This is a genomic window from Sporosarcina sp. Y352 (genome assembly GCF_056786535.1).
Map to the genome: position 1 here is coordinate 17,995 of NZ_JBXCJE010000006.1, position 25,550 is coordinate 43,544.

Sequence of the window (25,550 nt, forward strand, 5' to 3'; positions counted from 1 at the left end):
ATCTTATACTCCCCATGCTCCTAAGGATAACAAATGACACAGCGTAATGCTGTAATCAAATGTTGTCCTATGGTTGGCCAGGGGGACTAACTATATTTCTTCCAGTCGAGTTTCGACCTCTTTTAATTCTGCAATACTTTCTTTCCATTTTTCCGTCGTCGTCCACAAATCAGAAAAATCCTCTTCCGTTTCTTCCGGTCTAGTAACAATGTTTATATGCTCGATATCCATTAAAATGTTATTAACCAATTCTTTAATAATCGTCATCATTATAAACTCATCCGCAGGTATATACATCCAGTTAACATTGTTCATTGTTAGTTCTAGTTTATCGGCTCGCCGCTTTACACCTACTTGTGATAAATCGTAAATTTGACGCAATCCACTTTGTTTTTCTTCCTTGGCTTCGAAAAACATTTCCAAGTACCTTCTAAACATATAAACTTCTGTTCTGATTATTTTAATCGTTTTCACACTTTTTTCTAATTCTCTATTATTATTACTCTCAATTTGTTTCCCAACAGAAACAACAGCATATTTACCAGCTACTTTTGCTCCAAAATATGCTCCGAACACAGTACCCAATACAGTCATTATAGTATTGACATTCAACGACAATTTATAATCCTCTTCATAGAAATAGTAAATTAGAACAAAGATGAACAATAATGAAGCTATACTAAAGTAAAAATAAAAATTATCTCTTCGCTTCAAAACTCTTCCCCTTCTTCCCTCCTCATCCGTCTAACTTTCCCCTGATGCGTAACAATCCTATATTCCTCGTGCTCAGACAGCTCTCTCACTTTCGCCACACCCTCCGAAATAACTACCACACAGTTCATTGGTAGTTCCATTATACCAATTCCTAACAATAATGCATCCTGACTGATGTTCCTACCTGAGGATTCTTATGATGGCTGACATTAATTGTCGGCTTTTAATTTGTCCAATTTTAATAAACGCATAGCTTAACTGGGACATCATAATCCATAAAAGCATCAGCAAATATAGACTTATCAATCAGTTCCTTTAAAACACCTGAATAATAGCCTACAATATTGCGTAAAGTTTTCTTCTTGCTCGCTTGCGTTGTGATATTTAATGCTCGTATTGCCAAATCTTCGAATATCTCACCTTTATCCTCATGTATACTGAATCTCATCATTCGAATTGACTGTGACCTGTAGACTCCATAGAGCCTTCCTGCAAGCTTTTCATCTTCACCGACCGTTGATTTCAATAGTGACTTAAAGCGCTCATAAAGAGTCCTAGGCAGCTCTGGAAGATACGTATCATGTAATGATGAATTTTTATTCTCATAAGTTATTAAAGATTTAAGAGATAACGTATCGCTTTCGGATTTGGACGCTTGGTGACTTGGCGTATCTACCTTCCTAGTGACTACCCGAGTATTCATTTCCGACTGTTCATTGAATGTAAGAATGGCGTAGATATTAGCTCCAAATCCTTTCAGAACGCTTCTTATAGTTGTTCACGTTCTATGATATTGAGCCGAGTAAGCTTAACGATGGAACGTCTAATAGTAGAGACTGACTTTCCCAGTGAATTTGAGATAGTAATATGCTTCAAGTGTGCTGCTCCATATTTTACAGAATATCTACGGATCATATCTAAAACTGCCCTATCAGTTTTGTTAAGCTGATTCCAATTGGCTGAGATATGCTGATTAGTCTTTGTCCATATCGTGTTTGTTGAAGTGTACGCAATTCGATTAATAGATTGACATGAGTGAGAGTCCCCTTTTGCACATAGACAATCAAAAAAGGAGTCTCCACCGAATTGAAACGGTAAAAACTCCCCATGTGAAATTCCTGAATCTTCACTGTGTTTTTGATACAATGGGTACAACAAGAAGTTATGTAGGTGTTTTCCGCTGTGTTTGGTACAGTGGATTAACGGTTGATTCTCGGACGACAATCCGATTTCAACGCTCATGACTTCTATTTTTTTATGCCTAAAATGTGCTTATAATTGCTACCAAAATCAATTGGTAGAAACCCACACCCTTCAAAAAGGCTGATATAGAGCCATTTGCAAAGATGGTTGTCTTTGATAGCAATTATATTGATGTAAGCTGCGCAGCCTTTTTCATCAATTGACTTAGAATGTTTTGTGACATTTGGAATGGCAATGAGAATGAGAACCGAGATGATTAATAATACGATCATCATTTCGATTAATGTGAACCCTTTTTCATTACGAATTAATTTCATATAACCCCTCCTATAATTTATCCATCATTCCGTAAACGGGTAATAATAACGCGAGATACGCTGCTAAAATACAAATTGCGATGATACTGAATAAAGCTGGTTGAAGAACCGCTAAAGCCTTTGTCAGATTTTCGTCGATTGTTTCACTGAGTTGCTCGCTGTACAGTTGCAACTCTTTCGGTAGAAAACCGCTATCCGCACCATGTTTGGCAAATGCAGATAACTGCTCCTTTAATCCCTTTGTTCTGCTGACAGCAGTATGAAATGATTCTCCGAAAATGACTTGTTCTTTTACATTTCCAGCAATTTCACTTAACACTGAATCCACTTTTTGATGAATTAATATATCTAGCGCGTCTTGCATAGATAATCCCGATTGAAGTAAGCTTCCAACTTCACTTGAAAAGTCTCGGGTCTTTACTGTTGAAAAAAAAACTTCCTGCGATAGGAATAGTCATCATTACTTGTATTTTAGTTTCGGGTAGCAGTTTACTATAAGCAAAGATGCCAATAACCGTGAGCAGTGCCGTTATTAACGCAATACTTATAATGACATCAGGAATTTTCGTAACAAGTGAGGGCAACATTGAAACGAACCCATCCCCTTCATTTCCCCTTGAAATTGCAAGGTTTTCCATATTGGGCAGAAAAAACTTACGAAACGCTATTAGCAGTGCTGAAATAATAAGAAAAAGGAAAATCGGATAAATTAAAAGGTTTTTTAATTTTTTCTTTTTTTCTTCAGCTCTTTCGAGACGTACAGACACCCCCTCCAAAGCTTGTGCAACGCGCCCATCTATTTCCGCAATCGCAACAGGAAGGAGTACCCCCGATGAAAATCCTAACCGCGCCAACACGTGGGTCACCCCAAAACCTTCTTTAAAATCGGCATCCATCATTTCCAACATTGGATGAAAATCCTTCATATGATGCGGCAATAGTAAAGTAACGCCATCATAGAATGTATAGCCTTCTGTTAGTAAAACAGATAGTCTTTTCAGAAATACCGGTCGATTTTGAAGAATTCTCTTTTTACGCGACATTGATTTACTTAAACGTCTATCCATCCCGTATCACACTTGAGCGGCTATACTTCCGGATGAGCGACTCCACTTTTAAATCATCCGGTACGATTACTCTTTCCCCGCTCATAATTGAGTCAGTAATTTGGGCAAGCCTATCTCCTTGAATAATTTCAAATACAGCCCCTCTTTCTCCGGAACTATTTCGAATTAGGCGTTGAGCTGAAATGCATACGATTGTTTGCCGTAATTCTTCCGCGGAAACACCAAAATCCATCATCCTATAAAAACAACCGACAGGATCCTTGGAGTGAACTGTAGTTAATACCAAATGACCGGTCAATGCTGCTTGAACCGCGATTTTAGCAGTTTCACTGTCTCGAATTTCACCAATCATGATCACATCAGGTGAATGGCGCAATATCGCTTTAAGGCCAGCGGAATATGTCATGCCGGAACGCTCATTTACTTGAATTTGAAGGAGATGTGAATGATTATTTTCAACGGGATCTTCCAATGTAATCACATGTCGCTCAAGATTATTTACACAATGGGCCGTTAAAGAATAGATAGTGGTCGTCTTCCCGCTTCCAGTCGGACCGGTCAATAGAAGCAGTCCCTGCGGCTCAGACATCGCCTGACGCAATTTATCTGCCCATTCTTTCTCCATACAGAGCTCGTCGATGGAAACAATCCGGTCATGCCTTTGCAGCCGAATGACAACACTTTCTTTCATTTGAATTGAAGGGATTGTTGATACGCGAAAAGAAAAATTCTCTCCTTGGAATTGTTTGTGAAATGAACCACTTTGGGGTTTACGTTTATCGCTGATGTCGAGTGAGGACAAAAATTTGTAAAATGAAATCATACGGCCCGCTAACTGTGGGGGAATTGTTCCAGACCGATCCAGTTTCAAATCTTTTTTGAAGGATATATCATATCCTTCCTTCGTGGGGATAAGGTGGATATCTGAAGCTTCATATTTAATCGCTTTTTCTAAGAGTTGAAAACTTTTCTGTTCTACTACGTTGTCATTTCTAATCATTAAACACCCCTCTTTCTTTTTAAATGTAACGGTATTTAACTGTTTAATAGGTTGAATAATCTGCATTCAACCTATGTCATATTATACGATTTTGAATTGCAGATTGGAATACTTTCCTTCAAAGTCGAATTGTGTATCACGGAAAAGAAGGGATATTTCATATTTGACCTTTTTTCACCTAGTAAATCTCATTTTTCATAAAAATACAGCTTATACACGTCTTTGTCACAATGAAAGAACGATTGGAGTTTACATCTGCAGTTGTTATCCTTTATAATGAATGGGAGCTTATTGTAATGTTTTATTAAGGAGGGACGCACATGGATAACATGTTTAAGTTGATGGGCTTCTGGACTGGTATTTTCGCAGTAATGTTTTATATTGGAGACATGCTGCCAGCCGCACTTCTTTTTGTTGCGAACACAGGGTTCTTCCTACTACTTGGATATTTGAACCTGACAGAGCGTATGTACATGTACCTATTCGGAGCTTATCTGATGGTGTTTATGGTTGGTTTCAGCTACTACTCAACGTTTATTCACGTACCTGGCGCTGGCCACTAATAGTACATACAAAAAAACAGCCTATTTCTGGCTGTTTTTTTGTTTTAAATGAATCATTCGCTTAAAATCCGTTCAAAAAAGGGTTTGAGTCTTTTTCATCCCCGGGATTAGTTGGAGCTCCATGTCCAGGGTAAATAACAAAATCATCATCTAAAGATAATAACTTGTCATGAATAGATGTTAGTAAAACTCCCGTATTTCCTCCAGGTAAATCCGTCCTACCAACACCTTGCTTGAATAATGTATCTCCTACAATCGCGAAGCGAGATGATGTAAAGACGTACGAAACACTTCCTGGAGAATGGCCAGGTGTATGCCTTGCCTCAAAGGTAAATGGTCCAATAGACATTATTCCTTCATTGAAAATAATTTCATCTGCTTTTTTGCAATATATATCCGGTAGTTGTGGATATTTGGCAGATCCATTCAGTTTTGGATCCAGGAGCCAATCTTGCTCCTCTTCATGAATATAGACTGGAATGTTATAGCGATCTCTAATACTCTCAACTGCTCCGATATGATCGAAGTGCCCATGAGTCAGAAGAACCGCAATTGGGGTTAGTTCCTTGCTTTTTATCTTATTAATAAGCCGTCCACTTTCTTCACCAGGATCTATGATTAGGCAATTACCTGCTTCATCACTTATGATGTAACAATTTGTCTGTATCGGTCCAAGCGAGTATGTATTGATTTTAAGCATGGCCTCCACCTCCTTCAAAACATATTACGCAAGATGAAATACAATTTCAAATAATCGTCACTTATATACCTCGACAAAAATGATTGGAAACAGTACAATAGAAGAGGAATATCGCTAAATCGGCATTCATTTTTTATTGTTGAAAGGAGTGTCATCCCTATGAACTTATTGATGGTCATTTTTGGACTCATCGCAATCTTAGCGGTTGTTGGTACAGTCCAAGCATTCAAGCAACGAAACGCTTTAAGTATTTTATTTAATCTTGGAGCTGCAGTTATTTTCGGCGGCTTCACAATTGCTACACTTGTTTTTCAAGGGTTCCCACCTACTGCATAATTAGAACAAAAAGTCTCTCCTGCATTAATTCGCAGGAGAGACTTTTTTTGAATAGAACTATTAACTTCTCAAAATATAGTCAATTCACAAATCCATCCGGGTCGTGCTTTAGCAGACGCCCAGTCTTAGTGTTCTATCATTCAGTAAAATTTAGCCACAAATTCTCAACCGCAGAAACTACATCAATCAAATTTTCCGAGGAATTGCCTGTTAAACATTTTTCTCCCGAAGGTGAACAACGAAGAAGGCCAGATGCGATTTCATCAGCTACAACATCTTGACGTCCTTCAGTTACTCGTATTAGTCGATAGGGTGAAAGGAGTTCATCAAGTTGCCCCCCCTCTACAGGAGAAGGAAGCAATACGGTATCCTTTGAAATCCATTCAACTTTAGGGATAACCCATTCCGAATAATTACTAATAACAGGCATCATCCATTCAGAACGAATCTTTCCGTCCTTGTCCATAATGGAGTAATGCGCATCTGTCTCCTCATTCACTGTAACAACAAGCAGTGACTCTTCATATGTATCAAAATAAACGACTTCATCCACCTCTAATTGGTCCCATTTTTCAGTGGCGGGCTCAAAAATATGTATTTCTCCTCCATCAAGTATGTGCCCCTCAATTTGACTGACTGCAACCTTGTCTTTGCCAAGCCATTTCGGAAAAGGATCTTCAATCGCTAAAAGTTCTAGAGATTTCTTTTCCCCATTATATAATAGCAAATCGAATGTCCAATCTTCATGAAAAGCTGTGAAAAGGATGAGTGATGGATCGATATCGTTCCATTCAATTTCCAGCTCTGTGGATGCAACTTTAATTTCATCATGTATCGCGCCATCCATACTTACTATCTTAATTATTGCAGACGTGGAATTATCGCTAGTATGTAGTAAAAAATAATTCTTAGAAGGGTGGATTAGAACATCAATAATTATAGAACTTTCTTCATGAACAATATCTGATTGACCTGATTCCAAATCAAATGTTTTCAATAGATAAAGCCCATTTTCCTTTTCGACATAGACAATCTTGGTCTCTGTTAACCAATCCACTACAAAATGGAACTTTGCGGAGTCAGCTGTTAATGTCTTACTAATTTCTTTTTCTTTCACTTCTTTAAACGCATTTTCTTCAAGGTCTTTTGAGTTTTCAATGATTTCATCAGTCTCTTCTGTACATCCTGTTACCAACAGGAGTGCTACACAAAAGATGAATAACCTTTTTCTCACCGCGTCTCCCCCTTTTCCGTATTTAGGTTAAAAAAAGGCTGCACGGAGAGTTCCGTGCAGATCCAATTCACTTTTATTCTTTACTATTTACTGCAGGTAAATTTGTCTGTTCATCTTTAAATCTAAGTAAGTCTCCGTTAATAATCATATCCGAATAATTAAGCTCAGTCATAGCACGTTCAATAAACGGCTCACACTCGCTTATATCAGTTTCCTCTTCGGTTTCACTATCATAACAAACCTCTTGCGTGTAGACATTTTTATCAGTTACAAAACGTCCATCACGGAAAATTGTAAATGGTTCATGACTTGGAGAGAAGATGTCAGCACCAAGTTGCATATCATCCTTGGTATCTATACCCATTAAGTGAAGAATTGTAGGTTTCAAGTCTACTTGTGATGAAACTTGGTCAACTGTTTTTCCTTTTCCATGACCTGGAATATGGATATACAGTGGAACCCTTTGCAGTTTCGCATTATCAAAAGGTGTAATCTCTTTGTCCAAGTACATTCCCATTGCCTTATTATGATTTTCGGAAATGCCGTAATGATCGCCATACATGACGATAATTGAATTATCATACAAACCGTTTGCTTTCAAGTCATCGAAGAGAACTTTGATAGCCTCATCCATATATCGCACGGCTTGGAAATATCTATTCAATGTGGCTGAATTGGATGTATACTCTGGAATAAGTTTATCTTCTTCATCCAATGTGAATGGATGGTGGTTAGTTAATGTAAGCAATCTCGAATAGAAAGGCTGCGGCATATCTTTCATAATGTCCACTGACTGTTCTAAGAATGGTATGTCTTTCATACCCCAGTTGACTGCTTGCCCCTCACCCACACTGTAACTTTCTAAATCATAGAATTTATCGATTCCTAGAGAGTTATACATGATATCTCTATTCCAGAAACTCCGATTATTTGCATGCATTACATTTGTGAAATAATCTTCTTCGCCAAGTCTTTCAGCCATTGAATTGTACGTATTTCCACTATTCGTGAAGAATACTGCGCTACCATTTCTAGGGTAAAGTGAATTTTCAAGAATGAACTCTGAATCCGACGTCTTTCCTAAACCGGTGTTATGATAAAACTCAGGAAAATAGAATGTATCAGGATCCTTCGATAATTCATTTAAAAATGGTGTAATGACATGTCCATCCATCTCTTCATTAATGACAAACGACTGTAAGGACTCTAGAGAGATGGCAATTACATTACGACCTTCCGCAGCACCAAACATCTCTGGATCGGGAGCAGCGTAGTTCGCATTAATATAGTTACTTACTTCGACAAGTTCACTGCCATCTGCAAGCGCACGTTGAGCGTGGGTCTTGGACTGAATGAACAAATCATAAATATGGTAGTTATACGTTCCGATATTTTTCACGAGAAGTTCTCTATCAAAACTACGTGTTAATAATTGTGGTCTTTCCATTTCGGCAAGGCCCAAATTCACCATCATAATTGCAGCTGACATGACAAAGTAAAGTTTGCGTGCAATTTTACTCCGTTGTTCAACGCTATTATTTTTCGGAATAAAGCGGATTGCCAACAAGATGATTAGCACGTCCGTGAAAAAAAATATATCCGTTGCATGAATATTGGCAGTAACCGATGATGTAAGATCACTGAAATTACTCGTTTGAAATAGAACAGGTACAGTAATGAAGTCATTAAAGAATCTATAAAAAACTGCATTACTAAACATAATAATTGAAGTTAACATACTTACTGTAAGTAAATAGAAGTTACGTCTTTTCGTACTCTTGATGAATAGCGCAATACCATATACGAATAGAAGAAAACTAAGAGGATTCAAAAACAGAATGAATTCCTGCATCATATTATCGATTTTCATATTAAAACTTGTAATATAACCGAAATATGTTGTTAACCATGTTGCGACAATTGCGACGATGAGTACGGAATGTTTAGGCCATACTATTTTTTTCATTCCTTCTCTTCCTTTCAAAAAAAATGATATAAAAACAAGTCGTTCTTAATCTTACTACATTTTAGACGTTGTAACTGAACAATAGTTTCACAATACGTTGAAAAAAAGTTCATGAGAATGATATTCCCAGTCCCTATTTCATAATTTAGCTGCTTCTTGACGTAATATGAGGATAGCTTTCAAGTAGTCTTCCTTCATCAGGAGTCCACTTTCGTATAAGTCCTTTACTTCGGATTGTACAAAATCAATATCATCAATTTTATTTCCTGTATAGACATATATGCCAAATCGCTTTAGTAATTGGAGGACCCCATAAAAGTCTTTCACTCACAGTCTCCTCCATTTTGGCTGATGATAACCTTTTCTTCGGTAAAAATTTTATTGACAGGAACATCGTGGGATTCAATAGGGACCTCTTGACCTGTCTGGCATAAAAATGCCAATGATAATGTAGCACCTTTAAAATCGCTCATGTAACGGTCATAATAACCCCCACCAAAACCAATTCTGTAACCCTCATCGGAAAAAATTACGCCGGGTACAATTTGCAAATCAATTTCATGTTTTGCAACAGGAACCGTTTCTTCGATAATTGGTTCCAAAAGATTGACATAGACCGTTTCTAAACTGTTGAACGTAGTAATAGAACGAAAATCCATTTCACGGGTTGCATGCAAACATTTAGGTACAGCAATTCGTTTCCCAGTTTTCCAAGCCGCTTCGATAAGCGCACGTGTGTCCACTTCGGGATAACGAGAAATCGTTATCCCGATTGTGCTCGCACTTTGAAATTCATCCGATTCAAGTACTTTTTCAGTAATTTCCAACGACTTCTTTTTGTGATCTGCGTTGCTCATATTATTCAATGTAACTAGCATTTGTCTCCTCAAAAAATCTTTACTCAATTTTATTACCCCCAGTTCTGAAATGAAAAGACCAAAACCGATGAAGGTTTTGGTCTGAGCGATTATTTCGTTTCACGATGCAAAGTTTGTTTCTTTTCACGTGAGCAGTATTTTTTCATTTCAATCCGTTCTGGATTGTTACGCTTGTTTTTCTTTGAAATATAATTGCGCTCACCGCATTCTGTGCAAGCAAGTGTAATATTTACGCGCATTGTTGGTCCCTCCCACTCATCAGGAATGTAAAATTTTATATGAGCATGATTTATACGACTAATTAAGTGTACCACATCAGAAGTATATGTCCACTAGAAAGATTGAAATTACCATAACGAAATGCATATGGTAAAATGGTAGCAAAAGAAGCAAGCAAAGGAAGTGATGAAATGGACATTCCGATAATTCTTCTTGTTATTGGACTTATAAGTATACTGGCATCATTTTTTATCGGTAATTCCGCGTCCCACTATGCGGACGAATTGGAGAAAGTTTCAATTAGTCTCCACCAAGAAACGAATAGCCTAAAAAAAAGAGTAAAAACTATCGAAGAAGAGTTAATGATTGGTGCCGGTTCTCTCCCTTCAAGCAATACAGCTAAAAAGCAAACAAAACCAGTACATGAAATCATCGTTAACCAAATCTTGTCTTTACATTCCCAAGGATATTCCGTTAATGATATTGCTAAACGCTCTTCCTTAACAAACGGAGAGGTAATCGCAGTATTGCAATCTAGAGGTGTGGTTTCATGATAAAGGATATGTTACGCATACTCGGGACCGCGTGTATTCTTACCGGAGGGATTCTCTATTTCTTTAACGAAAGCGAACGTATAACTCCTTCCAAAGCACAGCAATCGCAAAGTGAAATCGTAGAACTTCGAGAGGAACTCACCAAAACAAAAGAACTTTTAGCTATCGCTCAAACCATATCAACCGTTAAGGAGCCTGACCTAGCGAAGAATGAGGAGAAAGTGAATGACAAGCAAGATTTTGTAACTGAAAGTAACTCCCCAACCACAGACACTGCTACATGGACAATTTTAAGGATTGAATCGGGTTCGAATTCTGCAATCGTCTCAGCTGATTTGGAAAGAATGGGTATTATAGAAGATGCATCCATATTTGATACCTTTCTTGCTGGTAATGGGCTAACGGGTAAAATTCAGATTGGTGAACATAAAGTAGATTCGTCAATGGATTTCCATGCGATTGCTAAAGAAATAACGACTGTAAAATAGAAAGTAGGGAAACCATTTTTCTGGCTTCCCTACTTTCTTTCTATTTACCAGTTTCCACTTCAGGTGTCTGGATGATTGGTTGAGTTACGCTTGGTGTGATTCCTTCTGAAGCCCTTGTTGCCTTCAGAGTGAAATATTTGTCCACAGCTTGCTGAATAATTTCATTCTGCGCATATGGATAGCTTCTCTGATTTGTCGATATGTTAGGAATTATGATTGCATATGCAATTTCAGGGTTTTCAAAAGGGGCAAAGCCGACATGTGATAAATTGATTGTCGGTTTTCCTGAACTGAATGCTTGTGCGGTTCCCGTCTTCCCACCGGCATCATAATCTTTTCCAGCAAAGAGATTCTTGGCTGTCCCGTTTTGACCGTAATAGACATAGTGCATACCGCGCTTCACTTGGTTGATCTCCGCTTCAGTATTTTTTATTCTGTTTAAAACATTAATGTCCGTCTCCTGAATAAGTGGACCTAGAGTTTTTCCATCTTCAGAAGGTTCGCGAATCTCCTTAAGTACCTTAGGAGCTATCCGATAGCCGCCATTTGCGATCGTAGAGACAAACTGGGCGAGCTGAAGTGTTGAATAAGTATCGAACTGTCCAATGGATAAATCCATTAAAATACCTATTGAATTACTATCGCCAATCAGGCCGCCTGACTCACCCGGTAAGTCAATGCCGGTTTTTGTTCCTAATCCGAAAGATGCAAAAGATTGTCGGAAAGTATCAAATGCATTTGCTCTAATAAGTGCCGAATCTTCAGAACTATAGTTAGAATTCGCCAAGGCCAATGCAATACGGAACATATAAACGTTTGAAGACCTACCGATTGCTTGAATATCATTTACAGCAACCCTACCGTTTTGATTAAACAGTGATCTTTTTGTAAAACCACCGATTCTAATTGGTTCATCTATCTTCGTTTCGCCGATACGTGCCACATTTTCCTGATACCCCGTAAGAAGCGTCGCCATCTTGATTGTTGAACCCGCTTCATGGAGTGCAGTGAACGTACCAAATGCATAATCCCAAATTTCGAGCTTACCTGTTTCTTTATTAGTAACGACTTGCTTTCCAACAAGTGAAAGAACCTCGCCATTATTAGGATTCATCATAACTAAGAAAGCCTTATCCAGTTCCCCCGAATTTGGTCCCCTTTTCAATTCCAAAAGTTTATCAGACACAACTTTCTCGAGTTCCTGTTGCAGTTCACTATCAATCGTTAATATTAAATCCTTACCGGGTTCGCCTTCGTTTATTGTCTTTGTTTCGACGACACGGCCGCTGCGGTCTTTAATATTCTTTACAATTGTTTTCTGCCCTTTTAGCAGTTCTTCATAATATTGTTCGATGTAACTTCTTCCAACCCTGTCATTTCTAGAGTAATCTCTTGCCAAAAAGTAATCTTCCCTAGATTTAGGAATACCTTCAATCGGACTTGTAGTTGATCCAAGTATCGTATTATCCGATTTTTTAACTCTTTCCCAGTCCGTCGTTGTATCGACACCTGGCAATTCTCCAAGGCGCTCGGACACCACTGCGAATTCCTCTTCCGAGACATTTCCACTTTTAACGATTTGCGGAGAATAGGCATAACCTGACATCATTTCCCTGTAAATCGCCAACACCTCAAGATCTTTTTCAGAGAAAGAATCTATTTCCTTTTTTGTAACTCGTTCTCGTGTAAGTCCATTTATCTTCCGCTGAACTTCCATTCGTGAAAGTGAACTGTCCTTCTGAATCGTCATCAATTCTTTTTCAGAAACTTTTTTAACTGCTTCTTCGGGATGATTTAATATCCAAAAGTCCCTTTTATCGCCCGCCGTTATCCTTTTCGTATCTTGTTCAATCAATTCGGATAGTTTTTTAGCGATATTCAGCATTTCTAGCGAACTGGTAGATGTCGTCTTCGTATATGTAATGGCATTTTTCGGATCATTATCAACAAGGACATGTCCCATTCTATCAAATAACCTGCCCCGAGGTACGCTTGTATTAACGGCGATTTCTTCCGTTCTTTCCAGCGCACGGGAATAATCTTCACCTTTGACGATTTGTAAATAGCCAAGACGGAAAATTAACATTGAAAACAGGATAAAAATAGAAAAGAATAGGAAGTTCATCCGAAAAGCGATATGTTTCCGTTGGCGTATTTTAGCTTGATCCGCCTTACCTATCTTCTTTTTCATATTGTCCTCCTTTCTCCGTTTATCCATGTTGAATTATAACATTCAAAAATAGAAAAGCACACATCTTGACGAACAAGATGTGTGCTTGGTTCCTTTTCATCGAAGAATTTAGTAGATTAAAAATTAATTACTGAAACGTTTTGCTACCGCATCCCAATTAACAACATTCCAGAATGCTGAAATGTAGTCAGGACGACGGTTTTGATAGTTCAAGTAATATGCGTGTTCCCAAACGTCAAGACCGAGAAGAGGCGTTTTACCTTCCATGATTGGTGAATCTTGGTTTGGAGTTGACGTGATTTCAAGCTCTCCGCCGTTTAGTACAAGCCAAGCCCATCCAGATCCGAAACGAGTTGCTCCTGCTTTAGCGAACTCTTCCTTGAATGCATCAAAACTACCGAATTTCTTATCTATCGCTTCCGCTAGTGCACCTGAAGGATTACCGCCGCCTTCTGGTGAAAGTAGTTCCCAGAATAGTGAGTGGTTCGCATGACCTCCGCCATTGTTGCGGACAGCAGTACGTTTGTCTTCTGGAACTGCATCAAGATTCGCAATTAGATCTTCGATTGATTTGTTTAGAAGTTCTTCATTTCCTTCTAGTGCGTTATTCAAGTTCGTCACATATGCATTATGGTGTTTCGTGTGGTGAATATTCATCGTTTCTTTGTCAAAGTGTGGTTCAAGTGCATTTTCTGCATAAGGTAGTTCTGGTAGTTTGTAAGCCATTTGTACATTCCTCCTCGAGAGATTCATAAATACGTTACGCATTCAACATTAGCAAAATTATTGAAAACGTTCAAACAAAATGGACTATTACATCATTTTTTATCTAACATAGAATACAAATACAATAATCATAATAACCATAACCAGCCCTTTTGTCACCACTGAAGTTAAAAATCCGACTAGCGAACCAATACCTGTTTTCACCGCTTGCTTCACTCCCGCGCGCGATACGGCTAGTTCTGCAATGACTGCTCCTAGAAATGGGCCAATTAAAATACCCGCAACCGGAATAACAAAAGGACCAATTAAAAGTCCGATTGTACTTCCCCACATACCAGCCTTAGAACCACCGAACTTTTTCACACCGACGAGATTCGACAATGTATCTGCGCCGAACAACAAGATAACGAACAACACTTGAATAATCCAAAACCATATAGTCATTCCGTCAAATGTATCGATAAATCCATATAGGAGGAAACCTCCAACTATAAAGAGGGCTGACGGAATGATTGGATATACGAGTCCGGCAAAAGCAATAATAAACATAGCAATCGCAACAATCCAACCTACAAACTCCATAAATTCATCCCCCTAAAAAACGATTATGCTCTGTTTCCAAGAATTGCTTCCGCGATATTCACAGCATGGTCACCGACTCGCTCTAAATTAGAGACAATATCTACAAACACCATTCCCGATTGCGCTGTACAACGACCCTCATTTAGCCTTAAAATGTGATTCTTTCTGAATTTCCGTTCCATCCTATCAATGAGAACCTCTTTTTCAGCCACCATTCTGGCCAAATCAACATCATTCGAGTTAAGTGATTCGACGGCTTTTTGAACTGTTTCAATCGTTAATGTGAACATTTCAGTTAAGTCATCCATTGCATCTGCTGTCAGTTTAACTCGGTTTACATCGCGGTAATCAATAAGTTCTACAATGTTTTCGAAATGATCACCTATCCGCTCAATATCACGCACAGTATCCATAAGCATGAAGTGACGTGCAGATTCTACCGGCGAAATACTTACTGTTGTAATCTCAACTAAATAGTCTGTAATTTTTCTATCAAGGTTATTGATGGCATCTTCAATGTGATATGCCGTCTCCGCATGTTTTTTATTGCCTGTCTTTAAATACTCAAAAGACTCTTGCAAACCACGCACCCCAAATTCGCCCATTCGAATGATTTCTTCTTTCGCTTGTCCAATTGCAACAGCTGGTGATTGTTCTATAAAATTCCTGTCCAGATGTTTCGGTTTGTACTCGATCGTAACATCTTCGCCGGGAATCAATTTTGTAACCAACCAAGCCCAAGCTCCAATTAAAGGAAACTGAATAATCGTATTCACAATATTGAACGTACCGTGCGCAAAAGCAATTTGCATTTTATTTTCAAGATTGAGTACATCTGATAACCACACTACATATGCCGTGAAAGGTACCAGTAACAACATAAAGATAATTGTCCCAACAATATTAAACAATACATGTGTAGCAGCCGCACGCTTTGCCGCTACTGATGCGCCGATTGACGCAAGAACCGCTGTTATTGTCGTTCCAATATTATCACCAAATAGAATTGGCAGAGCTCCGTGAATGTCTACAAGATTTTCAGCATAAAGACCCTGTAATATTCCAACGGTAGCACTCGAGCTTTGAACAATTAGTGTAAATACCGTTCCAACAACGACACCTAACATTGGTTGGTCACTCATGGAAACCATAAGATCCGTGAATGTTTCCAATTCCCTGAGAGGCTTCATACCTCCACTCATTAGTTCAAGGCCCAGGAATAGACCTCCAAAGCCAAAGATGACTTCACCCAAGTTTCTAATTGAGCTCTTTCTAATGAAAAAGATTAGAAATGCACCAACAGCCATAATTGGAAGTGCATACGCCCCTACATCTAATCCGATGATAAAAGCCGTAATCGTTGTCCCGATATTTGCACCCATTATCACGCCAATCGCTTGACGAAGTGTCATGAAACCGGCACTGACAAGTCCCACCGTAATGACAGTTGTACCTGAACTAGACTGAATCAAGACTGTAACAATAATTCCGACCAATACGCCCATGAACGGGTTCGTCGTGAAACGATCAAGAATTGCACGCAACCTATCCCCGGCTGCTTTTTGAAGTCCGTCTCCCATATACTTGATTGCGAACAAGAAAATTCCGAGTCCACCAAGAAACTGGAACAACATCTCCTGCCAGTTAACTTCCATTATGCAGTCGACCTCCATCTAACTTTATATAGTGCATCTTATTATGGGAATAGCTGTATCGAATTGTAAATAGAAGCAATCCAAACTTTACAATCCCTTTACAATCAGTTTTAGAAGTGTCATCATACTGTCAGATATTGTTGTGGACAAAATGATAGAATTAGAATAGATGGAGGAGGTAAAAAATGAAGTTCCACCAGCTATTTAAAGCATCCCTATTTGAACCCAAAAAACTTGCTGCATTCCGCTTACTTCCGATTGGCAAGGTGTTCAGCTATATATTCATTTTTGTTGCTATTTTTACAACCCTCTCACTCATACGTTACCTGGGAGGGAACGAGGTTCTCTTCGAGGCCTCACCCGAACAATTGGAACACGGTGAAACAATTGGCGGACTGGTGTATCCAATGGCTTTCCTGCTCCAACTCGTCATCAGCACTTCCTATATATTCCTCAGGGTTAGTCTTTTTGGATTAATAGGAATAATTGTGTTGAAACTGATGAAAAGACGTGGTGAGTATCGTCATATGTGGAGAACTTCTGCTATTGCGATTACCTTACCAATTCTTATGACGATAGGACTCGATTTCTTGCCTGCACTAAAGACCTTCAGTACAGTAATCACATTTTCTATTCATCTAGCATATATCGCAGCGGCGGCTAAGTATTATCCAAAAATAACTAGATGAATATTCCCCCCTTACGTGCATATAGTGGCGGAAGGGGGAATTTCCATGAGAATACTACTACTCGCAGTTTTACTTTTCGTAACGTTCCATTTCATCCGAATTGATTTAGTGGAAGGCACTATCCCACTCGCTTCTTTTAAGAATGAACAAAAACAATGTGAAGAAGAAAAAAGTACATCCATAACTGTTACGACAGTTGCTGGGGACACTATTGAAACGCTATTTGCACTTTACCCGGATACTGAATCCAGTTTCATCGATAGGTTGTCTTCCTTCTATTCCTTTAATCCTCATCTTCAAAACCAGCAGATTATTGGCGGAGAAAAAGTTGTTCTACCACTATCCAGTCTGCTAACGGAGAAGTGTGCAGGTTCTAATTGATAAGGGTTGTCCCTTGTCTTTTTGGCATGAAGATTGCTAAAATAGTTATAGTTATAAGGCTAATTGCCAACTAAGGAGAGAAACAAATGAGTGCAATGATAAATAGAAAGAACACACGTCCCGTAAAAGTCGGTAATTTGACTATTGGGGGAAGCGATGAGCTATTCATTCAAAGTATGACGACTACCAAAACGCATGACATTGAAGCGACAGTAGCAGAAATTTTGCGCTTGGAAGAAGCAGGGTGTCAAATCGTACGAGTTGCCTGTCCGGACGAACGTGCAGCTTATTCAATCGGTGAAATAAAAAAACGGATTAACATTCCTCTCGTTGTCGATATCCATTTCGATTACAAGTTGGCGTTAATCGCTATTGAACAAGGTGCCGATAAGATTCGCATCAATCCTGGAAATATCGGTAGACAAGCCAAAGTCGAAGCAGTCGTCAACGCTGCAAAGGCAAAAGGCATTCCGATTCGAATCGGTGTTAATGCCGGTTCACTTGAAAAGAAAATTCTTGAAAAGTACGGGTATCCAACTGCTGATGGTATGGTAGAAAGCGCTTTGCACCATATCAAAATTCTTGAAGACCTCGATTTCCACGACATCATTGTGTCATTGAAAGCTTCAGATGTAAATTTAGCGGTCGAGGCCTATCAAAAAGCGGCGGCAGCATTCGACTATCCATTACACCTGGGCATCACGGAGTCTGGAACACTATTTTCAGGGTCTATTAAAAGCTCTGCCGGTTTAGGTACACTTCTATCCGCAGGCATTGGCAACACGATGCGAGTCTCATTAAGTGCTGATCCTGTTCAAGAAATCAAAGTAGCTCGCGAATTACTAAAAATATTCGGTCTTTCTTCCAATGCAGCAACACTTATTTCATGTCCAACCTGCGGAAGAATTGAAATCGACCTCATTACCATAGCAAATGAAGTAGAGGAATATATTTCACATATTAAAGCCCCACTAAAAGTTGCAGTTCTCGGCTGTGCAGTAAACGGTCCCGGCGAAGCACGTGAAGCCGATATTGGAATTGCAGGAGCACGTGGTGAAGGTCTCCTCTTCATGAAAGGGAAAACAGTTCGAAAAGTTCCAGAAGCAACTATGGTGGAAGAATTGAAAATTGAAATAGACAAACTCGCAGAAGAATATTTCGAAAAGAAAAGACAAGAAGAACTTCTCATACAAGCTGAGAAAGTCGAATGAGAAACCTTCGCTTCGGCATTGATATCGACGGTACAGTAACTTGCCCTACTTCTTTACTGCCACATATCAATGAGCAATTCGGATGCAATCTTGTTCTAGATGATATAAAAGAATATGATCTGACAAAAGCATTTCCGGTTGATGAAAAAATCTTCTTCGAGTGGTATAAAGGAGCCGAAACGAGCATTTACGAAACTTCTCCTGCACAAAAATACGCTAAACAAGTTTTGACCGATTGGAAAGCAATGTTCGAACTTTATTACATTTCTGCAAGGGGTCATCAAGTATATGATTCCACACTTGATTGGTTCAAATTGCAGGATATTCCTTACGATCATATCGAACTCATCGGTAGTCACAATAAAATTGCAACAGCGAAAAAGTTTGATGTTCATGCATTTTTTGAAGACAAGCATGACAATGCAGTTGAAATTCATGAAGAGCTTGATATTCCAGTCATATTATTCGATACACCGTATAATCGGAATCCCATTCCCGATGGTGTCATCCGAGTTTATGACTGGCAAGAAGCAAATAATGTTATCAAACAGCTATTCCCAGTTTTGATAGCTTAAATCGAATATAAAAACGGTGTGAATCTCTATTAAAAGAGATTCACACCGTTTTCTAGTTTATGACACATAATGGACATTTGCCGTATATCTCAAATTTATGCCCTTCCACTTCATAGTCAGGTAAATTGACAGTAATCATTTCCATGGGGCAATGTGTTATGCTTCGTGTCTTTCCACATGTTGTACATATAAAGTGATGATGATGAACGCCCGGATCACACTGCATTCGGAAGTGCCGGTCTCCATTTAAATCGGTTTCTTCTAGTATACCTAGTTCTGAAAAGGTTGATAAATTACGATAAATTGTATCGAAGCTAATTCCAGGATTATCGTCTTCCATAAAGTTTTTAACTTCCAGAGCTGTTAAATAACGATCATTTTCAGAGAATAACTGTAATATGGTATCTCTATTTTTTGTTCGTTTAAACTGTTTTTCCTGGAGAAGACGCCAAGCCTCATCAAGTGTCATACCAATTCCTCCTTAACCGCATGGGCATTGCGCCCTCCCTGTATTTTCTTCCAAACAAGAACGACTAATAGAACCAGTACTGACGTAACGACAATTGTTCCCCCCGGTGCGATATCAAGATGATACGCGGAAATAAGTCCAATAATAACAGCCAATTCGCCAAATATAATTGAATAGATCATCGCACCCTTAAAGCTTTTTGCGAGTTGAATTGCCGATGCCACTGGAATCGTCATGAGCGATGAGACTAACAAGATACCAACAATCCGCATAGAAGCCCCAATGACAAGAGCTGTTATAATCATGAGGATCATTTGGATATACCGTGAATTAATACCTGAAACCTTTGCATACTCCGCATCGAATGATAAGACAAATAATTCCTTATACAGAAAACGGATATATAATACCACGATGATTCCAATAACGACAACAACAAGTAGGTCCTGTCTGCTAACCGCCGAAACGGAACCGAATAAATAGCCGATTAAATCGGAGCCGAACCCTTGCGATAATGAAATGAAAATTGCTCCGACCCCTATTCCCGCAGACATGATAACCGGAATAGCTAGTTCCTCATAATGACGATATGCACCTCTTAGTTTTTCAATTAGCAACGATCCGCCCACAGCGGATGCAATCCCAAAGTAAACAGGGTTCAATGCACTGAAAAACAGCACCTGCTGGCTCAAGTAAAGGCTTCCGGCGATTCCAGCAAGAGCAACATGGCTAAGTGCGTCAGCGATGAGTGAAAGCCTTTTGACGACGATAAACAAGCCAAGTAAAGGAGCAATAACTCCGATGATTAATCCGGATAAGAATGCATTCTGTAAAAACTCATAGGATAAAATATCATTAATCATCGTTTTACCTCATTCGTTTGCTGGTGAACGCGTCGAACAGGGTGGCCATACCATCTTGAAACGTCTTCGTCTTCCATTTTTTTATAATCTGATTGTCTGCCATGAAAATGAATCGACCGATTTAAACAGGCTACATGCGTTGCGAGATCCGTCACGAGGTCAATTTCATGTGTTACAAGCAAGATTGCTATTCCATGCTCACGGTTTAGTTTATTAAGCATAGAATAAAACGATGCCACATTCTGTTGGTCAATTCCAACAGTGGGTTCATCCATAATAAGAAGATCCGGTTCCCCTGCAAGCGCTCTTGCTATAAAAACACGCTGCTGTTGGCCACCAGATAATTCACCCATATTCCGACTGACAAAACGATCCATTCCAACGATGCGAAGTGCTTCCAATGTTCGGTGCTCATCTTTTTTCGAAAAACTCTTGAACAATCCTACTTTTCGAGTCAAACCGCTGCGCACGACTTCACGGACTGTCGCCGGAAAACCAGAATTGAATGAATTAGATTTCTGTGAAACATAACCAATTCGTTCCCGGTGTCTAAATGAATTTATATCTGCACCAAACAATTTTATCGAACCACTGGATGGCTGTAATAGACCAAGAATAATATTGATAAGAGTTGATTTACCGGACCCATTTGGTCCTATCAAGGCCCAAAATTCCCCTTCTCCTACTTCGAGAGAGATTTGATCAAGAGCGATTGCCTGCTCATAACTGAAACTGACATCGTCCAATTGAATAATGTTATTTGTCATTTTACTATTCCTTTCACGAAACAGGAATCATTACGATTCACTCGTCAAATTATAAACTATTGTACGAGGGGATACAACCATTTAAGAAAGAAGGAATCAATAATGGATTATGTTCAACTATTAAATGAAGTGAAGACACGTAGCGATGCTGAAGTCAAAGTCATTGCAGGACAATATGGTATCGATCTTTCAAAATCAGAAATTAGGGCGCTTCGCCCTTTACTGGATGAAATTTCATTTCATTGGCTATTCACAGGTGTCCCTGAAACGTTCATTAATAAAGTTAGAATCGTTATAGGTGATAAAAAAACAGAAATACTATTCAAGAAATATTTAGACTCCACCCAGTGAAAAAACGTAAACACCCTTATACACTAAAATCCCGCCTGCACTTTGTAACTTTGCAGGCGGGATTTTCTTATTAGACTCTTAATAAATCAATTACATCAGGCTGAAATGATTTCGCTTTAAACATTTCTATTTCATATTTATAAGGTGCAGTTTTCTTTTTAGGATCAACACCTACAAATGGAGTTTCAAGAATTTTAGGCACCGTCTGGAATCCCTCGTGGTGCACGATATAAGAAAGAGGTTCGAAACCGATATGACCGAATCCGATATTTTCATGCCGGTCTTTCATTGCCCCTCGCTCATTCTTACTATCATTTACGTGAATGACTGAAATTCTATCCATTCCAACAATCTTATCGAACTCCATTAGCACACCTTCGAAATCATTTACGATATCATACCCAGCGTCATGGACATGACAGGTATCGAAACAAACAGATAAACGTTCGTTATGTGTCACACCATCGATAATTGCAGCTATTTCATCAAAACTACGGCCACACTCAGTCCCCTTACCCGCCATCGTTTCGAGGGCTATGCGAACTGGGTAGTCTTGTGAAAGTACTTCATTTAATCCTTCGATGATTTTTGCAATTCCGAGATCTACACCTGCTCCGACATGTGCGCCTGGATGTAAAACAATTTGGTCAACGCCAAGTGCAGCCGTCCGTTCAATTTCACTTTGCAGAAAATCAACACCGAGTCTGAAAGTTTCAGGCTTAAACGTATTCGCTATGTTGATGATGTACGGAGCATGGACGACGATATTAGATTGTCCATTTTCCTCCATATTTAGATGACCTGCTGCAATATTCAGATCCTCAATCGGTTTTCTCCGCGTATTTTGCGGTGCACCGGTATAAATCATAAATGTAGTTGCTCCGTAACTTGCAGCTTCCTCACTCGAGCCCAGTAGCATTTTACTACCACTCATCGAAACATGGGAGCCAAGCAATAATGGTTTATCATTTATCATTTTTTACGTTTCAATCTCCTTTCCCTCTTTTTAAAACTTTCAACTTGCTGAGCCATTTTCTTCTTATAGCCAGGTTTTACTTTCGATGGCTTTGGTACGAACGAAATTGCTTTGCGGTCAATATCGTCTGTTTCCTTAACTCTATTTCTTCTTGAATGGCGTTCTTTTACTTCAACCCATTCACCATTTTTCACTTCTTCATGGACAAAAGGAATACCCATCTTTTCAATTCTCACTACTTTGTCGTCCTCAGAAGGTTCATATAATGTAATTGCTGTCCCCTTAAGCCCTGCTCGTGCAGTACGACCCACGCGGTGAATGAAAAACTCAAGGTCATCAGGAAGTTCAAAGTTGATTACATGGCTGACACCCGGAATATCAATTCCGCGCGCTGCAAGATCTGTCGCTACTATATATTGGAATTCAAGATCACGAACCTGTTTCATCATCCGTGTCCGTTCGCGCGGTGTTAAATCTCCATGAATTCTTCCGACTTTAATGCCGCTTTCTGCAAGGAAAGTTGCAAGTCCTTCAGCATTTTGTCTTGTATTCATAAAGATAATTGCCAAATAGGGATTAATTCCCTCCATTACTTGCAACAATTTCTTTCTTTTGTTCATACCGCGAACAGGAACGAGAGAATAGCGCATCCCTTCCGTCAATGGTTTACGTTCACCAATTTTCACATGAACAGGTGACTCCATATATTTCGTAAGGAACGGTTTTAATTTCTCTGGAATCGTAGCAGAGAAAACATACATTTCCAATTTAGCGGGCATTTTCGATGCAAACTTATCGATATCCTCGATAAAGCCCATATCAAATGCAAGATCCGCTTCATCGATAACTAAAATTTTTGCAGTATGGATAGCAAGAGCTCCATTTTCAGACATATCACTGATTCGCCCTGGTGTTCCAACGATAATATGGGGATTTGATTTTAGTTTCCCAATTGATCGTTGCTTGTCTGTACCACCTATGAGTAGTGATGTACGTACTTCAGTACCTTCAGTCATCTTAGCAAGCTCGTTAAACAGTTGCGTTGCAAGCTCTCTTGTTGGTGCGGTGATGACTGCTTGCAATTCATCAACAGATACATCTGTCCGTTCCAGTATTGGAATGAGGAAACTGTGTGATTTACCTGTCCCTGTATGTGCTTGTCCAATCGCATTTGTCCCTTTCAGGATAAGCGGTATAATTTCCTTTTGAATCGGTGTCGGATTCTCAAAGCCGAGCCTCCCGATTGCTTCACGTATAAACGGTTTAAATTGATAATCTGTAAATTTAGACATTCGTAACCCTCCTAATGTACACCTATTGTAACATGATTTCGTTCCGCCGTATGCGATTTTCGCATAGTATACTATGTGAAAGTTCATTCTGATTTATTGAAAGGAGATAATTATGAGGTATGAGTCCTTTTATCCATTTGCGCGACAACAACCGCCACCCCATCCAATGGGACAATCGGGCTTCGGACAGCCCCCTCGAGTGGCACCACCACAAGCACACAGACAACCATTCATGAATGGTCCGTCGAACAATCCATTTGGCGGTCCGACGCCTGGCCCAGGTTCGCAACAAGGGCCATCAAAAATGGAGGAATACATGCAAACGGCTAATCGTTTCCTAAACACTGCTCAGCAATTCGCACCTGTCGTCCAGCAATTTGCGCCGATGGTTCAAAACTTGCCCGCGATGTGGAGATTATACAAAGGCTTTCAATCGCTCCCACCCGCAGGCGGAACGGCATCTACACCAACAAGGGCAACAGTTGCGAATGTCGCACCCGGCCCATCTGTCCCCCGAATATTTCAGCCGCCCATTCGATAATTTTGAAACAGCAGCCCAACTCCGCTATAATGGTGGTAGATCCTATTAGAGGAGTGAGTCTGTATGAAAGTATTAAAGATTACCCCTAGAGGCTACTGTTACGGGGTTGTCGATGCAATGATCATAGCAAGAAATGCGGCACTCGACAAAACATTGCCGAGACCCATTTATATACTCGGAATGATTGTTCATAACAAACATGTTACGGATGCCTTTGAAGCAGATGGCATCATAACACTCGACGGAGAAAATCGTTTGGAGATTCTCGAGAAAGTCGAAACAGGGACAGTAATCTTCACAGCACACGGTGTTTCACCTGAAGTGCGTGAACTAGCGAAAAGAAAAGGCCTTGTTTCGATTGATGCGACTTGTCCGGATGTAACTGTAACGCATGATTTAATCGGAGAAAAGACTGCGGAAGGATACGATATCGTTTATATCGGTAAGAAGTATCATCCCGAGCCGGAAGGTGCAATTGGCGTGGCCCCCCATGCTGTGCATTTAATTGAATCGATTGAAGATGTGAATAACCTGGAGCTCGAGACTACTAAATTGCTCGTTACAAACCAGACAACCATGAGCCAATGGGACGTCGTTCACATTATGGACGCACTTAAGGAAAAATATCCACATATCGAAGTTCATAAAGAAATTTGCCTAGCTACACAAGTTAGACAAGAGGCTGTTGCACAACAAGCAGGGGAATCTGAGCTTCTCATCGTCGTTGGGGATCCTAAAAGTAATAATTCGAACCGTCTAACACAAGTTTCCGTTGAAATTGCTAACACACCTTCATATCGGATTTCCGATGTTTCCGAACTTGATGTAAAATGGTTGGAAGGTATCAAGACTGTTGGTGTCACAGCTGGTGCCTCGACGCCAACATTGGTCGTCCGTGAAGTGATTGCATTTTTGGAAAACTTCAATCCAGAAGATCCATCTACACAAATTCCAGAACGCAAATTTCCACTGGAGAAAATTTTACCGAAAATCAAACATCCTACACCTGTCATACGAATTGAACCATATGCAACAACCTAAA

General features: G+C 39.5%; 33 protein-coding genes. 11 read left to right on the forward strand and 22 right to left on the reverse strand.

Annotated features, from left to right (window positions below):
- Positions 1-90 precede the first annotated feature (90 nt).
- From AC1TO6_RS11750 to comGA, 7 genes are all read right to left on the reverse strand, one after another.
- Positions 91-618 carry a hypothetical protein gene (locus AC1TO6_RS11750; protein ID WP_482101797.1) on the reverse strand — a complete coding sequence of 176 codons (528 nt, stop codon included), beginning with the start codon at positions 616-618 and terminating at the stop codon, positions 91-93.
- A 92-nt stretch (positions 619-710) separates the two neighbouring features.
- Positions 711-890 (reverse strand): XtrA/YqaO family protein, encoded by a 180-nt coding sequence (locus tag AC1TO6_RS11755; RefSeq protein ID WP_482102014.1) that lies wholly within the window; start codon positions 888-890, stop codon positions 711-713.
- Between the two features lie 62 nt (positions 891-952).
- Positions 953-1,240, reverse strand: coding sequence for a hypothetical protein (locus AC1TO6_RS11760; protein WP_482101798.1), 288 nt, complete (start codon positions 1,238-1,240; stop codon positions 953-955).
- A 721-nt stretch (positions 1,241-1,961) separates the two neighbouring features.
- Positions 1,962-2,234, reverse strand: coding sequence for a competence type IV pilus major pilin ComGC (gene comGC / locus AC1TO6_RS11765; RefSeq protein WP_482101799.1), 273 nt, complete (start codon positions 2,232-2,234; stop codon positions 1,962-1,964).
- A 10-nt stretch (positions 2,235-2,244) separates the two neighbouring features.
- Entirely contained in the window at positions 2,245-2,598 is a 354-nt protein-coding gene (locus tag AC1TO6_RS11770) for a type II secretion system F family protein (protein ID WP_482101800.1), read from the reverse strand.
- Positions 2,599-2,629: 31 nt separating this feature from the next.
- Positions 2,630-3,301: a type II secretion system F family protein gene (locus AC1TO6_RS11775; RefSeq protein WP_482101801.1), complete on the reverse strand. Its 672-nt coding sequence runs from the start codon at positions 3,299-3,301 to the stop codon at positions 2,630-2,632.
- Positions 3,294-4,301, reverse strand: coding sequence for a competence type IV pilus ATPase ComGA (comGA, locus tag AC1TO6_RS11780; RefSeq protein ID WP_482101802.1), 1,008 nt, complete (start codon positions 4,299-4,301; stop codon positions 3,294-3,296). Before comGA ends, AC1TO6_RS11775 begins: the two co-directional genes overlap by 8 nt.
- A gap of 320 nt (positions 4,302-4,621) precedes the next feature.
- Here comGA and AC1TO6_RS11785 point away from each other — a divergent pair, with 320 nt between their 5' ends.
- Positions 4,622-4,864 (forward strand): DUF2626 domain-containing protein, encoded by a 243-nt coding sequence (locus tag AC1TO6_RS11785; RefSeq protein ID WP_482101803.1) that lies wholly within the window; start codon positions 4,622-4,624, stop codon positions 4,862-4,864.
- Positions 4,865-4,925: 61 nt separating this feature from the next.
- On the opposite strand, the gene AC1TO6_RS11790 is transcribed toward AC1TO6_RS11785, so the two are convergent.
- On the reverse strand, positions 4,926-5,564 hold the full coding sequence (locus AC1TO6_RS11790) for an MBL fold metallo-hydrolase (protein WP_482101804.1): 639 nt from the start codon (positions 5,562-5,564) through the stop codon (positions 4,926-4,928).
- Positions 5,565-5,723: 159 nt separating this feature from the next.
- Here AC1TO6_RS11790 and AC1TO6_RS11795 point away from each other — a divergent pair, with 159 nt between their 5' ends.
- Positions 5,724-5,900: a DUF2759 family protein gene (locus AC1TO6_RS11795; protein WP_482101805.1), complete on the forward strand. Its 177-nt coding sequence runs from the start codon at positions 5,724-5,726 to the stop codon at positions 5,898-5,900.
- 136 nt (positions 5,901-6,036) lie between these two features.
- On the opposite strand, the gene AC1TO6_RS11800 is transcribed toward AC1TO6_RS11795, so the two are convergent.
- The 5 genes from AC1TO6_RS11800 to rpmG all read right to left on the reverse strand — a co-directional run bounded on the left by AC1TO6_RS11800 (position 6,037) and on the right by rpmG (position 10,217).
- Positions 6,037-7,134 carry a YqgU-like beta propeller domain-containing protein gene (locus AC1TO6_RS11800; protein WP_482101806.1) on the reverse strand — a complete coding sequence of 366 codons (1,098 nt, stop codon included), beginning with the start codon at positions 7,132-7,134 and terminating at the stop codon, positions 6,037-6,039.
- Positions 7,135-7,207: 73 nt separating this feature from the next.
- Positions 7,208-9,100, reverse strand: a complete 1,893-nt coding sequence (locus AC1TO6_RS11805) for an LTA synthase family protein (RefSeq protein WP_482101807.1) — start codon at positions 9,098-9,100, stop codon at positions 7,208-7,210.
- Positions 9,101-9,238: 138 nt separating this feature from the next.
- Complete coding sequence (locus AC1TO6_RS11810; RefSeq protein ID WP_482101808.1) at positions 9,239-9,427, reverse strand: YqgQ family protein; 189 nt, start codon at positions 9,425-9,427, stop codon at positions 9,239-9,241.
- Positions 9,424-10,005, reverse strand: coding sequence for a 5-formyltetrahydrofolate cyclo-ligase (locus AC1TO6_RS11815; protein ID WP_482101809.1), 582 nt, complete (start codon positions 10,003-10,005; stop codon positions 9,424-9,426). The genes AC1TO6_RS11810 and AC1TO6_RS11815 overlap by 4 nt, the downstream gene beginning before the upstream one ends.
- A 62-nt stretch (positions 10,006-10,067) precedes the next feature.
- Positions 10,068-10,217, reverse strand: a complete 150-nt coding sequence (rpmG, locus tag AC1TO6_RS11820; protein WP_179391711.1) for a 50S ribosomal protein L33 — start codon at positions 10,215-10,217, stop codon at positions 10,068-10,070.
- 171 nt (positions 10,218-10,388) lie between these two features.
- Here rpmG and AC1TO6_RS11825 point away from each other — a divergent pair, with 171 nt between their 5' ends.
- Both AC1TO6_RS11825 and AC1TO6_RS11830 read left to right on the forward strand, forming a co-directional pair.
- On the forward strand, positions 10,389-10,751 hold the full coding sequence (locus tag AC1TO6_RS11825; protein ID WP_482101810.1) for a hypothetical protein: 363 nt from the start codon (positions 10,389-10,391) through the stop codon (positions 10,749-10,751).
- Positions 10,748-11,239 carry a hypothetical protein gene (locus AC1TO6_RS11830; protein ID WP_482101811.1) on the forward strand — a complete coding sequence of 164 codons (492 nt, stop codon included), beginning with the start codon at positions 10,748-10,750 and terminating at the stop codon, positions 11,237-11,239. The genes AC1TO6_RS11825 and AC1TO6_RS11830 overlap by 4 nt, the downstream gene beginning before the upstream one ends.
- A gap of 40 nt (positions 11,240-11,279) precedes the next feature.
- Here the strand turns inward: AC1TO6_RS11830 and AC1TO6_RS11835 are convergent, their stop codons facing one another.
- The 4 genes from AC1TO6_RS11835 to AC1TO6_RS11850 all read right to left on the reverse strand — a co-directional run bounded on the left by AC1TO6_RS11835 (position 11,280) and on the right by AC1TO6_RS11850 (position 16,393).
- On the reverse strand, positions 11,280-13,430 hold the full coding sequence (locus AC1TO6_RS11835; protein ID WP_482101812.1) for a peptidoglycan D,D-transpeptidase FtsI family protein: 2,151 nt from the start codon (positions 13,428-13,430) through the stop codon (positions 11,280-11,282).
- A gap of 123 nt (positions 13,431-13,553) precedes the next feature.
- Complete coding sequence (locus AC1TO6_RS11840) at positions 13,554-14,156, reverse strand: superoxide dismutase (RefSeq protein WP_482101813.1); 603 nt, start codon at positions 14,154-14,156, stop codon at positions 13,554-13,556.
- Between the two features lie 99 nt (positions 14,157-14,255).
- Positions 14,256-14,738: a DUF456 domain-containing protein gene (locus tag AC1TO6_RS11845; protein ID WP_482101814.1), complete on the reverse strand. Its 483-nt coding sequence runs from the start codon at positions 14,736-14,738 to the stop codon at positions 14,256-14,258.
- Between the two features lie 23 nt (positions 14,739-14,761).
- Positions 14,762-16,393 (reverse strand): Na/Pi cotransporter family protein, encoded by a 1,632-nt coding sequence (locus AC1TO6_RS11850; protein WP_482101815.1) that lies wholly within the window; start codon positions 16,391-16,393, stop codon positions 14,762-14,764.
- 185 nt (positions 16,394-16,578) lie between these two features.
- Here AC1TO6_RS11850 and AC1TO6_RS11855 point away from each other — a divergent pair, with 185 nt between their 5' ends.
- From AC1TO6_RS11855 to AC1TO6_RS11870, 4 genes are all read left to right on the forward strand, one after another.
- The gene (locus AC1TO6_RS11855) at positions 16,579-17,082 is read left to right on the forward strand and encodes a DUF1189 family protein (RefSeq protein WP_482101816.1); all 504 of its coding nucleotides are present in this window, start codon (positions 16,579-16,581) and stop codon (positions 17,080-17,082) included.
- Between the two features lie 45 nt (positions 17,083-17,127).
- Entirely contained in the window at positions 17,128-17,463 is a 336-nt protein-coding gene (locus AC1TO6_RS11860) for a hypothetical protein (RefSeq protein WP_482101817.1), read from the forward strand.
- Positions 17,464-17,549: 86 nt separating this feature from the next.
- On the forward strand, positions 17,550-18,674 hold the full coding sequence (ispG, locus tag AC1TO6_RS11865) for a flavodoxin-dependent (E)-4-hydroxy-3-methylbut-2-enyl-diphosphate synthase (RefSeq protein ID WP_482101818.1): 1,125 nt from the start codon (positions 17,550-17,552) through the stop codon (positions 18,672-18,674).
- On the forward strand, positions 18,671-19,249 hold the full coding sequence (locus tag AC1TO6_RS11870) for a 5' nucleotidase, NT5C type (protein WP_482101819.1): 579 nt from the start codon (positions 18,671-18,673) through the stop codon (positions 19,247-19,249). The genes ispG and AC1TO6_RS11870 overlap by 4 nt, the downstream gene beginning before the upstream one ends.
- A 52-nt stretch (positions 19,250-19,301) precedes the next feature.
- Here the strand turns inward: AC1TO6_RS11870 and AC1TO6_RS11875 are convergent, their stop codons facing one another.
- From AC1TO6_RS11875 to AC1TO6_RS11885, 3 genes are read right to left on the reverse strand one after another with little or no spacing between them, the layout of a single operon-like run.
- Positions 19,302-19,718, reverse strand: coding sequence for a Fur family transcriptional regulator (locus AC1TO6_RS11875; protein ID WP_482101820.1), 417 nt, complete (start codon positions 19,716-19,718; stop codon positions 19,302-19,304).
- A complete protein-coding gene (locus AC1TO6_RS11880) occupies positions 19,715-20,581 on the reverse strand; it encodes a metal ABC transporter permease (RefSeq protein ID WP_482101821.1) in 867 nt (288 codons plus the stop codon). The genes AC1TO6_RS11875 and AC1TO6_RS11880 overlap by 4 nt, the downstream gene beginning before the upstream one ends.
- A complete protein-coding gene (locus tag AC1TO6_RS11885) occupies positions 20,578-21,348 on the reverse strand; it encodes a metal ABC transporter ATP-binding protein (RefSeq protein ID WP_482101822.1) in 771 nt (256 codons plus the stop codon). Before AC1TO6_RS11885 ends, AC1TO6_RS11880 begins: the two co-directional genes overlap by 4 nt.
- Positions 21,349-21,450: 102 nt before the next feature.
- Between AC1TO6_RS11885 and AC1TO6_RS11890 the strand changes: the two genes are divergently transcribed.
- Positions 21,451-21,699: a hypothetical protein gene (locus AC1TO6_RS11890; protein ID WP_482101823.1), complete on the forward strand. Its 249-nt coding sequence runs from the start codon at positions 21,451-21,453 to the stop codon at positions 21,697-21,699.
- Between the two features lie 70 nt (positions 21,700-21,769).
- On the opposite strand, the gene AC1TO6_RS11895 is transcribed toward AC1TO6_RS11890, so the two are convergent.
- Both AC1TO6_RS11895 and AC1TO6_RS11900 read right to left on the reverse strand, forming a co-directional pair.
- On the reverse strand, positions 21,770-22,675 hold the full coding sequence (locus AC1TO6_RS11895; RefSeq protein WP_482101824.1) for a deoxyribonuclease IV: 906 nt from the start codon (positions 22,673-22,675) through the stop codon (positions 21,770-21,772).
- A complete protein-coding gene (locus tag AC1TO6_RS11900) occupies positions 22,672-23,967 on the reverse strand; it encodes a DEAD/DEAH box helicase (RefSeq protein ID WP_482101825.1) in 1,296 nt (431 codons plus the stop codon). Before AC1TO6_RS11900 ends, AC1TO6_RS11895 begins: the two co-directional genes overlap by 4 nt.
- Before the next feature lie 112 nt (positions 23,968-24,079).
- On the opposite strand from AC1TO6_RS11900, the gene vrrA reads away from it, so the two are divergent.
- Both vrrA and AC1TO6_RS11910 read left to right on the forward strand, forming a co-directional pair.
- On the forward strand, positions 24,080-24,508 hold the full coding sequence (vrrA, locus tag AC1TO6_RS11905; RefSeq protein WP_482101826.1) for a VrrA/YqfQ family protein: 429 nt from the start codon (positions 24,080-24,082) through the stop codon (positions 24,506-24,508).
- 63 nt (positions 24,509-24,571) lie between these two features.
- Positions 24,572-25,549 carry a 4-hydroxy-3-methylbut-2-enyl diphosphate reductase gene (locus AC1TO6_RS11910; protein ID WP_482101827.1) on the forward strand — a complete coding sequence of 326 codons (978 nt, stop codon included), beginning with the start codon at positions 24,572-24,574 and terminating at the stop codon, positions 25,547-25,549.
- Position 25,550 lies beyond the last annotated feature (1 nt).

Excerpts from the sequence above, each read along its gene's own strand:
- AC1TO6_RS11840 (WP_482101813.1), bottom strand. The coding sequence starts at position 14,156 with ATGGCTTACAAACTACCAGAACTACCTTATGCAGAAAATGCACTTGAA.
- AC1TO6_RS11875 (WP_482101820.1), bottom strand. The coding sequence starts at position 19,718 with ATGACACTTGATGAGGCTTGGCGTCTTCTCCAGGAAAAACAGTTTAAA.
- AC1TO6_RS11860 (WP_482101817.1), top strand. The coding sequence starts at position 17,128 with ATGAGAATACTACTACTCGCAGTTTTACTTTTCGTAACGTTCCATTTC.
- AC1TO6_RS11805 (WP_482101807.1), bottom strand. The coding sequence starts at position 9,100 with ATGAAAAAAATAGTATGGCCTAAACATTCCGTACTCATCGTCGCAATT.
- AC1TO6_RS11825 (WP_482101810.1), top strand. The coding sequence starts at position 10,389 with ATGGACATTCCGATAATTCTTCTTGTTATTGGACTTATAAGTATACTG.
- AC1TO6_RS11850 (WP_482101815.1), bottom strand. The coding sequence starts at position 16,393 with ATGGAAGTTAACTGGCAGGAGATGTTGTTCCAGTTTCTTGGTGGACTC.
- AC1TO6_RS11885 (WP_482101822.1), bottom strand. The coding sequence starts at position 21,348 with ATGACAAATAACATTATTCAATTGGACGATGTCAGTTTCAGTTATGAG.
- AC1TO6_RS11790 (WP_482101804.1), bottom strand. The coding sequence starts at position 5,564 with ATGCTTAAAATCAATACATACTCGCTTGGACCGATACAGACAAATTGT.
- AC1TO6_RS11770 (WP_482101800.1), bottom strand. The coding sequence starts at position 2,598 with ATGCAAGACGCGCTAGATATATTAATTCATCAAAAAGTGGATTCAGTG.
- AC1TO6_RS11880 (WP_482101821.1), bottom strand. The coding sequence starts at position 20,581 with ATGATTAATGATATTTTATCCTATGAGTTTTTACAGAATGCATTCTTA.
- AC1TO6_RS11835 (WP_482101812.1), bottom strand. The coding sequence starts at position 13,430 with ATGAAAAAGAAGATAGGTAAGGCGGATCAAGCTAAAATACGCCAACGG.
- AC1TO6_RS11895 (WP_482101824.1), bottom strand. The coding sequence starts at position 22,675 with ATGATAAATGATAAACCATTATTGCTTGGCTCCCATGTTTCGATGAGT.
- ispG (WP_482101818.1), top strand. The coding sequence starts at position 17,550 with ATGAGTGCAATGATAAATAGAAAGAACACACGTCCCGTAAAAGTCGGT.
- rpmG (WP_179391711.1), bottom strand. The coding sequence starts at position 10,217 with ATGCGCGTAAATATTACACTTGCTTGCACAGAATGCGGTGAGCGCAAT.
- comGC (WP_482101799.1), bottom strand. The coding sequence starts at position 2,234 with ATGAAATTAATTCGTAATGAAAAAGGGTTCACATTAATCGAAATGATG.
- AC1TO6_RS11845 (WP_482101814.1), bottom strand. The coding sequence starts at position 14,738 with ATGGAGTTTGTAGGTTGGATTGTTGCGATTGCTATGTTTATTATTGCT.
- comGA (WP_482101802.1), bottom strand. The coding sequence starts at position 4,301 with ATGATTAGAAATGACAACGTAGTAGAACAGAAAAGTTTTCAACTCTTA.
- AC1TO6_RS11910 (WP_482101827.1), top strand. The coding sequence starts at position 24,572 with ATGAAAGTATTAAAGATTACCCCTAGAGGCTACTGTTACGGGGTTGTC.
- AC1TO6_RS11775 (WP_482101801.1), bottom strand. The coding sequence starts at position 3,301 with ATGGATAGACGTTTAAGTAAATCAATGTCGCGTAAAAAGAGAATTCTT.
- AC1TO6_RS11785 (WP_482101803.1), top strand. The coding sequence starts at position 4,622 with ATGGATAACATGTTTAAGTTGATGGGCTTCTGGACTGGTATTTTCGCA.
- AC1TO6_RS11795 (WP_482101805.1), top strand. The coding sequence starts at position 5,724 with ATGAACTTATTGATGGTCATTTTTGGACTCATCGCAATCTTAGCGGTT.
- vrrA (WP_482101826.1), top strand. The coding sequence starts at position 24,080 with ATGAGGTATGAGTCCTTTTATCCATTTGCGCGACAACAACCGCCACCC.
- AC1TO6_RS11855 (WP_482101816.1), top strand. The coding sequence starts at position 16,579 with ATGAAGTTCCACCAGCTATTTAAAGCATCCCTATTTGAACCCAAAAAA.
- AC1TO6_RS11870 (WP_482101819.1), top strand. The coding sequence starts at position 18,671 with ATGAGAAACCTTCGCTTCGGCATTGATATCGACGGTACAGTAACTTGC.
- AC1TO6_RS11830 (WP_482101811.1), top strand. The coding sequence starts at position 10,748 with ATGATAAAGGATATGTTACGCATACTCGGGACCGCGTGTATTCTTACC.
- AC1TO6_RS11890 (WP_482101823.1), top strand. The coding sequence starts at position 21,451 with ATGGATTATGTTCAACTATTAAATGAAGTGAAGACACGTAGCGATGCT.
- AC1TO6_RS11900 (WP_482101825.1), bottom strand. The coding sequence starts at position 23,967 with ATGTCTAAATTTACAGATTATCAATTTAAACCGTTTATACGTGAAGCA.